Genomic DNA, 11,025 nt, shown 5'->3' with positions numbered 1-11,025 from the left:
GCGGACCGCGGCCCTCCGTACGGCGCCGGACGACCTTGATCACACCACGGTAACGGTCCGGCCGACCGGTGGTGAGGCGTCGTCGCCGACCGCCCCACCTGTCGCACTTGTCCGGAACGCGGCCTCTCAGTCGAGACAGAACTCGTTGCCCTCGATGTCCTGCATCGGGATGCAGGACTCGTTCTCGTCATCGGCGAACAGCGTCTGCACGTGGACCGCGCCGAGCGCGACCAGCCGTGCGCATTCGGCCTCGAGCACGGCCAGGCGCTCCTCCCCCACGAGTCCGGTGCCGACCCGCACGTCGAGATGCACCCGGTTCTTGACGACCCTTCCTTCGGGCACACGCTGGAAGTACAGCCGCGGGCCGACGCCCGACGGATCGACGCAGGCGAACCACGAGCCCCGGGTCTCGGGCGGCTGCGAGAGCGTGAACTCGTCCCACGTGTCGAACCCGGCCGGCGGCGGCGGCACGACGTACCCGAGGACCTCGCACCAGAAGCGGGCGACGCGCTCGGGCTCCTTGCAGTCGAAGGTGACCTGGAACTGCTTGACGGATGACATCGGGCCACCGTAGCAGGGGAATCTCGCAGCTCAACTGCCTTTGTTCCCGGTCATGTTGAAAGAAAAACAGGTTGCGCTCATGAGCGGTGCGGTGCGGCTCGCGCCTCCGGGAGCGAGGCATCGGGCCACCGGTGCCGGGAGTGGCGCCGGCCCCCGTCTCCCGCCGCTCCCCGCCGAGTTGTCCCCGTTCCCTCTCGAAATTGTCCGTGATCTGTAACAGACGGATCCTCCGGGCGCCGTCGCTCGTCCTGCCAGGTGGTCGGGAGGCGACCGGGGAACTGCGTGAGAGCGGGGCGGACATGGCACGGCACGGCAGCAAGCGGGGCTGGTACGGCAAGGTGGCCGGGGCGGCACTCGGGGTGACCCTGCTCGCCGCCGGGGCCTCGGTGTGGACCGCGCAGGCCGGTGCCGTACACCCCTCGACGCCGCGCCCGTCCGCGTCGGCCGACGCGGACCGCGCCAAGCCGGTGGCGGTGACCATCGCGCACGCCTCGGACAAGGGCGCGCACGGCGTCAACATCACCATCGACGACGGCCCCGACCCCGCGTGGACCCCTCAGGTGCTGGACGTGCTGCGCGAGTACGGGGTGAAGGCCACCTTCTGCATGGTCGGAACGCAGGCGCAGGCCCACCCGGACCTGGTGAAGAAGGTGGTCGCGGCGGGACACCGGCTGTGTGACCACTCCGTGTCGCACAACACCGCCATGGACAAGAAGCCGGAGGCGTACCAGTCGCAGCAGATACTCGACGCCGAACGCATGATCACCAAGGCGTCCGGGGGCGTGCGACCCATGTACTACCGGGCGCCCGGCGGGGCCTTCACCCCGTACAGCCGCAAGCTGGCCGCTTCCCGGGGCATGCGGCCGCTGGGCTGGAACGTGGACTCCAAGGACTTCGAGCGGCCGGGCACGGACGCCGTCGTCGCCACCGTCGAGCGGGAGTCGCCGAACGGCCCGACGATCCTCTTCCACGACGCGGGCGGCGACCGCTCCCAGACCGTCGAGGCCCTGCGCAGGATCCTCCCCTGGCTCAAGGAGCAGGGCCACACGTTCGGCTTCCCGGTGCGCTGAACCCGGGAGCCGGGCCCGCCGTCGGCTCACGAGGGCCGACGGGAGAGAAGGGTCCGGTTCGTTCTGATCCCGGAAGCCGGAGGCTTCCGGGACGGTCGTGCCGGCCGGAAACGAGGCCGACCGCGGAGGAGGCGGGTCAGCCCTACTGTGCGCCGGGCGGGAGCGCCAGGCCGGCGGGGGCGCCGGACCAGACGGGCTCGGCCGCGGCGGGCGCCGAGGTCCGGAGGGGAGGCATCACCCGCTGCAGGTCGCTCTTGATCCGCTCGGCCTCACCTCGGACCTGCGCGGGGATGTCACCGCGCTCGGCGACGAGCTGGCGGTAGATCGGGGCTTCCTGGAACACGGACAACGCGTCCTTCCTGTCGGGGCCTCGCGCCGGAAACGGAGGCGGTTGCCGAGTGTACGGGCCTCACGGCCCCCTCCCGTCCAGCTCGGGACGTCCACGGCCCCTCCGGACGCCCGACAGGCCTCGACCGGGCGGGCGCGAGGCCGTTCCCCGAGCCTCGCTCGGGCCCAACAGGCGCCGAGAAGAAGGCTCTTCGACGCCGGCCGTTTTCCGCTCCGACGGCGGATGTGCAACCGGCCACACCGCTGCCGGCCGGGTGCCGGATCCGGGCCGTCACCACGGCGGCGGCCAGGACGGGCGTCGGTCGGCGGACCACGGAGCGGCTCGGGCCTCGCCCGCGGCGGCGCTCAGGACCCGGGCGAGCACGTGCCCCGGCCGGGCCGTACGCGGCGGAGCACCGGGCCCGGCGTGGCACGCGGGGGGGCGCCCAGGGCGTGGAGCGGATCGGCGCGCCCGGGGGGCGAGGTCCGGGGGGCGCCCCGGCGGTGACGGGCACGACGGCGAAAGCGGTGCCGGCGTACCGGACCCACGCACCGAACGACCGGCCGGACGCCGGCCCGGTCACGTCGATGCACACCGGCGGCGGCACCGGGCGCCGAGGGGGCCGGCGCGACGTCGGGCAGGGTGCCGCGGCCGGGACGGGGACGACAGCGAGGGGGCGGTCACCTTCCGGAGCGGACTCGACACGGAGAGCGTCGGCCGCGGCCAGGTCGGCCGGGCCGCGGATCGGCGGAGCCTCGATCCGCACCGGTGCCGGTGAGCTGACGGTCCCTCGTCGCCGCCGACAGGACGACCCCCGACCCGGCAGGGCATCCGTTCCGCATCACCGTCGAGCGACGTACCGTCAGTCCGCCGTCGGTACGGCGTCCTTGCGCGCGAGCAGATGGACCTCCTGGAACTGCCGCCGGTCGGTGGGCTGAGGCTCACGGATCATCCGGGCCACCTCGTCCAGCCCGGCCTCGCGCAGCATCGCGGAAAGGTGATCGGGCCGCCACCGGTGGGCCGGCGTGACCGCGTGGTCGAAGACCTGCGTGGGCCGGGAGGGGTCGTCGCCGCCCCAGAAGCCGACCAGAAGGTGCCCTCCGGGCGCCAGCACCCGATGGAACTCCGCCAGCACGCCGGGGAGTTCGTGTGGCGCGGTGTGAATGATGGACCAGCGCGAGAGCACACCGTCCAGCGCGCCGTCGGCGATGTCCAGCGCGGCCATCGTGCCCACCTCGAACCGCAGGTCCGGACAGGCCTGACGGGCCAGCTCGACCATCTCGGAAGAGGCGTCGACACCGAACACGTCGAGCCCCGAACCGGCGAGATGGGCGGTGACATGACCGGGCCCGCACCCCAGGTCGGCGACCTGACCGCCCCCACCGGCCCTGACGGCTTCGGCGAAGACGCCCAACATCGCCCGGTCCAAGGGTCTCTGACCCAACTCGTCCCGGAACAGCCGCGCGTACTCGGAAGCGACAGCGTCGTAGGCATCACGGACGACATGCAGAGCATCGTGTTCCACCACGCGCGCGACAGTACCGCCTTGGCCGACGGCCGCGCCCGCGAGGTCAGTCGGGAGCGTCTCCACCCTCCTCGTCCTCGAACGCGTCGGCGGAGGTGAGCCCCTCGACGAAGGAGCGGAAGTCCGGAGCGAGGGCCAGGTCCGATCCGTCGTCCGCGTCGAACCAGGTGACGGACGGTTCTCCGTGCGGGCCGCACGCCCGGTAGTCGAGCCCGATCCAGTAGTGCCCGTCGCCCGAGAGCAGTACCACGGCCGTGGGCAGGCCCCACTCCTCGACCAGGTACGGGCTGTCGAGCATGGACAGTGTCCGCGCACGACGCCCCAGGCCCATCAAACCGTCGAAGGGGACGTGGTCCGAACTCCACGAGGTCGGCCGACTCGTGGGAAAAGCGGCGCGGCTGTCCTTCACCTGGCCGCCGTTCCGGACCCGGAGCAGGTCCAGGAGCGACGCGGGGAGCGTGACCTCCAACAGCCGCTCGGCCTCTTCCACGACCCGGCCGGTCAGAGCCGGCTGCACCCCGTGGTCGTTGCCGGTGTCCCAGAAGGAGTGCCGAAGATCCTCGAAGCGTGCCATGCACGGCATCGTAGGAGTGCGGGACGGCCCCGGCCCACTGCTTCGGCCCTCAGCTCGCTTCTTCGGCCCTCAGCCCGCCTCTTCGGCCCTCAGTCCAGTTCCAGCACGCCCACCGTCTGGTCGCCGCTGGTCTCTCCGGTCGGCCTGAACCCGAGGTTCGAGTAGAAGCCCGACGGGCCGTCCTCACCGGGATGCCAGGTGGTGGTCAGGCGCGTGCCTCCCCGGCGCCGGATCTCGGCGGCCACGGCCTCCACCGCGAAGCGTCCGTAGCCCCGGCCCTGCTGTCCGTCCGCGATGTTGAGACGCCAGAGCCCGGAGCGCAAGTCGGTGCCGTCGCCGGTCCAGTCGATGCTGAAGAAGGCCATGAGGAACCCGACGGCCTCGCCGTGGGCACAGATGAGGCGCGGCCAGGCGACCCCGGGGTGGACATAGGCCTCGGCGAGCGACTTCACCACGGGTGCCACCAGGTGTTCCTGGTCGGGGCGGACCCTCAGACCGACGGCGGCCTCGAAGTTGTCGGCGGTGATCTCTTGCAGGTACGGCAGAACTGGCATGCCCTCACCTTATTTTGTCGTCTCGGCCGGCTGTCGTCGCATCACGCGCCCCTGCCCGCTCCCCACCAGGACCCGTGAAACCTCAAGGACCGACGCCCCGGGCCGTGGCGCCGACCGGTCGGACGCGCCGCCGGGCGGGGCACTCCGTCCGCAGCACGTCGTCGGCCGCCCCTCCGGGCTCCGCGCGGGCCGGCGGGCGCCCGGGGCCCGGAACCCCCTCCGCGCACGACCAGGACCGGCCGAGGTCCGCGGATGTAAAATGGGACCGGCAACTGACGACCCGCTCGAGATACAAGCTGCCCGCAGCAGGCACCCTCGGAGTATCTTCATGGCATCACACCAGTCGCCCACCCGTCGCTCCGGCATCAGCCGACGTGTCTGGCTCGCGTCCTCGCTGGCTGTGTCCCTCGTGGCGGCCGGATTGGCCGTGCAGGTCTCGCAGGCCGCCCCGATCGACACCTCCGCCGCGCCTTCGAAGTACGCCGCCTCCACCTGCGCGGACAAGACCTACTCGGCGATGACGGCCTCGCAGCGGGTCGGTCAGCTCTTCATGGGGTCGGTCGTGCCGTCCGCCCCGGACAGCAAACGGATCGACCTCATGCGCCAGTACCACGTCGGCTCGGTCTTCCTCGCCGGGCGCAGCAAGGCCGGGACGAGCGCGACCAAGTCCCTCGTCGACGGTCTGCAGGCGAAGGCGGACAGCGTGGCCGGGCATCGTGTCGGCCTGCTGGTCTCGACCGACCAGGAGGGCGGAGCGGTGCAGGTGCTCTCCGGACCCGGATTCTCGACGATCCCGAGCGCGCTGACCCAGGGCACGTGGACGACGACGAAGCTGCGCGGCGAAGCCGCCACGTGGGCCAAGCAGCTCAAGTCGGCCGGGGTGAACCTGAACCTGGCGCCCGTCGCGGACGTCGTCCCCGCGAGTCTGGGCACGGCGAACGCGCCGATCGGCAAGTACAACCGCGAGTTCGGCCACACCGCGGCGGTCGTGGCGCCCCACAGCAACGCGTTCCTCCAGGGCTCCTTGCAGTCCGGGGTGCTGGCGACGCTCAAGCACTTCCCCGGGCTCGGCTACGTCCGGGGCAACACCGACACCACGGCCGGCGTCGTGGACACGGTGACGACGAGCACGAGCCCGAGCGTCACGGTGTTCAAGTCCGGCATCGACGCCGGGGCGCCGTTCGTCATGATCTCCTCCGCCACGTACAGCAGGATCGACGCGAAGAACCGTGCCGCGTTCTCCCCCACGGTGATCCAGACGATTCTCCGCAAGAACATGGGCTTCAAGGGCGTGGTCATCTCGGACGACCTGGGCAACGCGGTGGCGGTGAAGGCCGTGGCCCCGGGCGACCGCGCGGTCAAGTTCCTCTCCGCGGGCGGCGACGTGGTCCTCACCGTCGAACCGAACCTGATCCCGGCCATGACCAAGGCGGTACAGAACCGCATGACGCAGAGCTCGACGTTCCGCACACAGGTGAGCCAGAGCGTGCACCGCGTCCTGAACGCCAAGCAGAAGGCGGGCCTGCTGACTTGTGGCTGACTGGTCGGCCCGGGGGCGGTGCACGACAGGACCGCCCTCGTGGTGCAAGGTGGCGGCATGAGATCCCGGACATCCGGCATGTGGTGGGGAACGACCGTCGAGGCGCCGGACCCCGGCGGCCTGGCGAGGTTCTACGCCGAGCTCCTCGGCTGGCACCTGGGGCACGAGGAGCCCGGAACGGCTGTCGTCGCCGCTTCCCCGCAAGGGCCGTTCTTCGTGTTCCAGCAGGCGGACGGCTACCGGGCACCGGTGTGGCCGCCGGCCGACGGAGACCAACGGCCCATGATGCACTTCGACTTCCAGGTCGGTGACCTGGAGTCAGCGGTGGCCGACGCGGTCGCCCTGGGCGCCACGGTCGCGGACGTCCAGCCGCAGGACAACGTCCGGGTCCTCTTCGACCCGGCCGGACACCCGTTCTGCCTGTGCTTCGACGAGGCCTGACGCGGAGGTGGCCCTGGAATGGCGGAGAGCCTTCCCGCTGACGTGGCCGACGTGCTCGACGCCGTCCTGGCAACCGACGATCCGGCGCACCTCGCCCTGCGTCGACAGCTTCCGCACCTCCGCGTACGCGAACGCTGCGCGTGCGGGTGCGGGACGGCGTTCTTCGACGTCGACACGGACGCCGCGGCTCGGGCTCCGGTCGACCCAGGCACCGTCGTGGCCGCCGAGGCCACGCTGTTCACCGAGTCCGGCGAATGTCCCGGTGAGGTCCTGGTGTTCACCCGGGGCGGCTACCTGTCGTGGCTCGAGGTCTGTTCCTGGAGCGACGGCGGCCCGGTGACGCCGGCCGCGGCCCGGCGGTGGCTACGGGCCCGGGACGAGGGGTCCGCGTGAGTGGTCCCCGTCCCCGCTCAACGGCCCACGTACCGCCGCCGATGCCACCACGGATACGGGCTTCCGCTCCGGTCCACCCAGTGGCTCGGATCAGGATCGTGCAGTGTCCTGCGGCGGAACTCCGCGTCGAGGCCTTCCAGCAGCCGTCGCAGTTCGGTGCGCACCGGGGCGGGGAGTTCGCCGGTGATGTGCTCCAGCGCGTCCCTGACCACCGCGACGTCGTCGTACCGGCACCCGGGACAGGACGGGCACTCCGACGCGGTCAGCGCCAGTCTCCCGCCGGGACGGCGCAGGAACTCCCGATAGGCGCGGAGGAACTGCGAGGTCCGCCCCGGCTGGACTTCATGGCTGTATCCACTGTGCTCCATCACATGGATCGCGGCACTCGCATCGCGTGACAGCAGGTCGACGGGAGGAAGTTCGCGAGCCCACTGGCGCGGTCGGCGTTCCTGCGCGGCGCGGAGCATACCCGGGCGTTTACGCGGCACGGGCCTTTCCGGTGATCTCCATGGAGTCATCCTGGCACCGGAGGCGGACGGCGCGCCAGGGCATCGAGCCGGGCGCGGCCGGGCCGGACGCCACGGGATGCCCCGCGGTCGGACGGCCCGAGCGCCGTGGGGCGCCCCGTCCTGGCGAGGCACCCCACGGTGTCGGCCTCACTCCGTGCGCAGCGCCGTGGCCGTGCGGACCTTGGCCGCCCACCCCGCCGGGGCCATCGCGCCCAGCACCGCGACGAGCACCCCGGCCAGGCCCAGCAGCACCAGTTGCGAGGTGTCGTACACGTCGAGGACCGACGGCGGAAGGCCGGTGCCCGCGGACCGTCCCATGACCGGCAGCACGTAGCCGTGCAGCGCGAACCCGGCCGGGACGCCGATCAGTCCGCCGACCACGCCGATCCCGGCCACCGAGGCGAGCACGAGGCTCACGGTCTGCCGCGGGGACATGCCGAGCGCCTTGCACACCCCCAGGTCGTGGACGCGCTCACGGGTGTCGAGGACGACGGAGTTGAGTACGCCGAGGCCCGCCACGGAGACCAGCATCAAGGTGAGGAGCGCGGCCATCGCCTCCAGCAGGACGATCATGTTCTCGCCCTCCGGGGCGGATTCGGCGAAGGCGTCACCGCCCAGCGGCTTGACCACCCCGGCGAGCTTCTGCGCGTAATCGGCCGCAGAGACACCCGACTTGACCTCGACGTGGAAGACCCCCGGCTCCGCCTTCGCGAAACTGTCGAGATCCGCGTGGACCCGCATGCCGTCGTCGGACGTGTCGAAGGCCTCGCCGACGATCCGCAGGCTCACGGTCTCCTTCTGGAACGTCACGCGGACGCTGTCGCCGATCCTGGTGCCCGTCCGTTCCAGGAAGCCGGTGGGCACCACGACCTGGCCCCGCCCGGAGATCCAGTGCCCGGCGATCATCTCGTAACCACCGGGGCGGGAATCACCCTGGTAGAGGGTGGCCCGGACGGTGCCGGAGATCCCGGACACCGTGGCGTCGCCCGTCGCCGTGCCGTAGTACGAGGCGGTGCCGGGCTGTGCCGCGATCGCGGCACGTACCGCGGCCGGATCCGCCGACGCCTGCCCCTGGTTCGGCCCCGCGCCCGCGGGCGCCTGCCGGGAGCCGCCCGGGGGCGGCTTCTGCCTCTTCTCCACCGTGCCGGGCCCGGAGCCGGAGGGACCGCCGCTGACGACGGTGACGTCGGCGCGGTTCTCGGGATCCTGCGCGTTCGCCACCGCGTCGAGGGACTGCGTCAGTCCCACCGCGAACGTCGCGGCGACCGTCCCGAACGCCACCGCGAGCACCATCGCGATCGCCCGTACGGGGTGGGCGAAGGGACTCGCGAGACCGTACGTCACCGGGCGCGGGAGCGGGAGCCGTCCCGCGGCCCGGTGCGCCCACTGTCCGCGCGTGGTGCGCGGCGCCCTGCCGACGGCGATGGCCTCGACCGTACGCAGCCTGCCCGCCCGCAGCGCGGGCACCAGTGCCGCGACCGCCACCACGAGCAACGCGCCGGCCGGCACCACGACGTCCACCCACCAGGCCACGGAGAGCGACACGGTGCCGTACACGGACTCGGTGTCGTTCAGCAGCGGCACGGCCAGCAGGTTGCCGAGGACGACCCCGAGCGCGATGCCGGCCGCGGCGGGGATCAACGCCTGGGCCACATAGGCCCGTACGACCTCGCGCGGGGTGAATCCGACGGCCTTGAGGATGCCGATCCTGCGCAGGCTCGTACCGACGGCGCCGCTGATCACACTGCCGACGATGATCACCGACATGACGATGCCGAGCACGCCGAACGCGAACAGGAAGGGGATCGTCGCCGCCGCGCCCTGATCGGCGGCCCGCTTGGTGTCCAGCCACGACTGGGTGCCGACCAGCGCCCCGGAGGGCAGGGCCGCGCCGAGCCTCTTGCGGTCGGCCGCGATCTGCGACTTCGTCGCCGCGGAGTCGAAGCGGTAGAGCATCTGGCTCGTGAGGCCGCCGTCCCCGCTCGCCAGCGACCTGACCTCATCGGGGGTCGCCCACATCTCGGCGCTCCCGCCGGCCGACAGCGCGAAGCCGACGACGGTCAGCGTCCGCGCGTCCGCGGCGTCGGAACTCATCAGTGTCGAACCGAGTTCGAGGAACTGGCCGGAGAACGAGGCGGCCAGGACGATCTCGCCGGACTTCCGCGCCCACCGGCCCGACTTCAGGTCCAGCGCGTCCACGTCCTTGCCCGGACCGGACCGTCCGACCAGCGTCAGCGCGGGCAGGTGTCCGCCGTCCCGGCCCACGGGCTTGATCGTCGTGGCCGGGAACGGTCCCGCGCTCGCCGTGACCCCCTCCAGGTCCCGGGTGCCCGCCAGTTGCGCCGCGCTCACCCGGCCGGGGTCGAACGACGCGGTGAGGTGCGCCCCGTGCTGGCGTGCGAAGGCGTGGTCGAAGGGGGCGTTCGTGGCGACCATGAGGGACCCGGCGACCACGGCCGAGGCCACCGCCATCATCGTGGCCACGGCGATCACCAGCGTCTGGACGCGTCGTCTGCCGACCCCGGAGCGCACGACCCGCCCGAGGGCACCGCTGCCGAACCGGATCATCGGACGGCCTCCGCGTGCGTGTCGACGGCGACGTGACCGTCGACCAGGTGGATCGTGCGGGTCGCGCACGCCCGGGCCAGCTCCAGATCGTGCGTGACCAGGACGACGGTCTGTCCGCCGCGGTGCAGATCCACGAGCAGTTCCCGTACGTCCTGTCCCGACGCGGTGTCCAGCGCGCCGGTCGGCTCGTCGGCGAGCAGCAGGGCGGGCTTGTTCACCAGGGCCCGTGCCACGGCGACCCGTTGGCGTTCGCCGCCGGACAGCCGCCCCGGGTAGGCGCGGGCGTGCTTCTGGATCCCCAGCACCTCCATCAGCTCCCCGGCCCGGGACGCCGCCGCCCGCCGGGCGGTCCCGGTCAGCTGGGCGGGAAGCCGGATGTTGTCGGCGACGGTGAGGTCGTCGAGCAGGTTGAAGAACTGGAAGACCATGCCGATCCGCTCGCGGCGGAACCGGGCCAGCGCGTGCTCGCCCATCCGGTCGACGCGCTGTCCGGCCACGGTCACGGTGCCCTCGCTCGGCCGGTCGAGACCGGCGACGAGATTGAGCAGCGTGGACTTGCCGCTGCCGGACGGCCCCGTCACGGCCAGGGCCTCGCCCTGGGCCACGCAGAGATCGACCGGTCCCAGCGCCGGGGCGTCGGCGCCGCCGTACCGCTTGGCCACGCCCTCCAGTTCGATCACGTGAGTCATGGGTGTGTCCGTCCTTCGTGGTCGGGGAGCTGGTGCCCGGTGCGGGCCAGGTGAACGTACGGGCGGGCGCCTCGGGGGCGCGTCGGCCGCGGCACCGACATACGGCCCTCCCCGCGGAGGATCCGGCCGGGGGGTCATCCTCGAGAAGTACGCCTGGCGGGCAGGTGGGCCGGTCACACAGGTGGACGTGGACCCGTGCCGCGGGACCGCACAATGTGCGGATGGAGAAGGAGGACCCGTACGGGCGGCCGCGCGACGCGTCGTGGGCGGGCA

12 protein-coding genes are annotated in these 11,025 nt (G+C 72.3%); 4 read left to right on the top strand and 8 right to left on the bottom strand.

Annotation, left to right across the window (positions count from 1 at the left end):
- Nucleotides 1-126: 126 nt before the first annotated feature.
- Nucleotides 127-561, bottom strand: a complete 435-nt coding sequence (locus CW362_RS06825) for a VOC family protein (RefSeq protein ID WP_103548456.1) — start codon at nt 559-561, stop codon at nt 127-129.
- 299 nt (nt 562-860) lie between these two features.
- Here CW362_RS06825 and CW362_RS06820 point away from each other — a divergent pair, with 299 nt between their 5' ends.
- Complete coding sequence (locus CW362_RS06820; protein WP_103548455.1) at nt 861-1,631, top strand: polysaccharide deacetylase family protein; 771 nt, start codon at nt 861-863, stop codon at nt 1,629-1,631.
- A gap of 142 nt (nt 1,632-1,773) precedes the next feature.
- On the opposite strand, the gene CW362_RS06815 is transcribed toward CW362_RS06820, so the two are convergent.
- The 4 genes from CW362_RS06815 to CW362_RS06800 form a co-directional block, all read right to left on the bottom strand.
- Entirely contained in the window at nt 1,774-1,974 is a 201-nt protein-coding gene (locus CW362_RS06815) for a hypothetical protein (RefSeq protein WP_103548519.1), read from the bottom strand.
- Nucleotides 1,975-2,821: 847 nt separating this feature from the next.
- Nucleotides 2,822-3,487, bottom strand: a complete 666-nt coding sequence (locus CW362_RS06810; RefSeq protein WP_103548518.1) for a class I SAM-dependent DNA methyltransferase — start codon at nt 3,485-3,487, stop codon at nt 2,822-2,824.
- Nucleotides 3,488-3,530: 43 nt separating this feature from the next.
- Entirely contained in the window at nt 3,531-4,058 is a 528-nt protein-coding gene (locus tag CW362_RS06805) for an SMI1/KNR4 family protein (RefSeq protein ID WP_103548454.1), read from the bottom strand.
- A gap of 89 nt (nt 4,059-4,147) precedes the next feature.
- Nucleotides 4,148-4,612, bottom strand: a complete 465-nt coding sequence (locus CW362_RS06800; protein WP_103548453.1) for a GNAT family N-acetyltransferase — start codon at nt 4,610-4,612, stop codon at nt 4,148-4,150.
- Between the two features lie 328 nt (nt 4,613-4,940).
- On the opposite strand from CW362_RS06800, the gene CW362_RS06795 reads away from it, so the two are divergent.
- The 3 genes from CW362_RS06795 to CW362_RS06785 are packed head-to-tail and all read left to right on the top strand — an operon-like array spanning nt 4,941 to nt 6,986.
- A complete protein-coding gene (locus tag CW362_RS06795) occupies nt 4,941-6,152 on the top strand; it encodes a glycoside hydrolase family 3 N-terminal domain-containing protein (RefSeq protein WP_103548452.1) in 1,212 nt (403 codons plus the stop codon).
- Nucleotides 6,153-6,209: 57 nt separating this feature from the next.
- Nucleotides 6,210-6,593 carry a VOC family protein gene (locus CW362_RS06790; protein ID WP_037619804.1) on the top strand — a complete coding sequence of 128 codons (384 nt, stop codon included), beginning with the start codon at nt 6,210-6,212 and terminating at the stop codon, nt 6,591-6,593.
- 18 nt (nt 6,594-6,611) lie between these two features.
- Entirely contained in the window at nt 6,612-6,986 is a 375-nt protein-coding gene (locus CW362_RS06785; protein WP_103548451.1) for a hypothetical protein, read from the top strand.
- A 17-nt stretch (nt 6,987-7,003) separates the two neighbouring features.
- Here the strand turns inward: CW362_RS06785 and CW362_RS06780 are convergent, their stop codons facing one another.
- The 3 genes from CW362_RS06780 to CW362_RS06770 form a co-directional block, all read right to left on the bottom strand.
- The gene (locus tag CW362_RS06780; protein WP_103548450.1) at nt 7,004-7,453 is read right to left on the bottom strand and encodes a hypothetical protein; all 450 of its coding nucleotides are present in this window, start codon (nt 7,451-7,453) and stop codon (nt 7,004-7,006) included.
- A 189-nt stretch (nt 7,454-7,642) separates the two neighbouring features.
- On the bottom strand, nt 7,643-10,063 hold the full coding sequence (locus CW362_RS06775) for an ABC transporter permease (RefSeq protein ID WP_103548449.1): 2,421 nt from the start codon (nt 10,061-10,063) through the stop codon (nt 7,643-7,645).
- Nucleotides 10,060-10,752 carry an ABC transporter ATP-binding protein gene (locus CW362_RS06770; protein ID WP_103548448.1) on the bottom strand — a complete coding sequence of 231 codons (693 nt, stop codon included), beginning with the start codon at nt 10,750-10,752 and terminating at the stop codon, nt 10,060-10,062. Before CW362_RS06770 ends, CW362_RS06775 begins: the two co-directional genes overlap by 4 nt.
- Nucleotides 10,753-11,025 lie beyond the last annotated feature (273 nt).

The sequence above is a fragment of the Streptomyces populi genome, from assembly GCF_002911015.1.
Lineage (GTDB): Bacteria > Actinomycetota > Actinomycetes > Streptomycetales > Streptomycetaceae > Streptomyces > Streptomyces populi.
The sequence above is the reverse complement of the archived record's forward strand: the minus strand, read 5'-3'. Positions and strand labels throughout refer to the sequence as shown.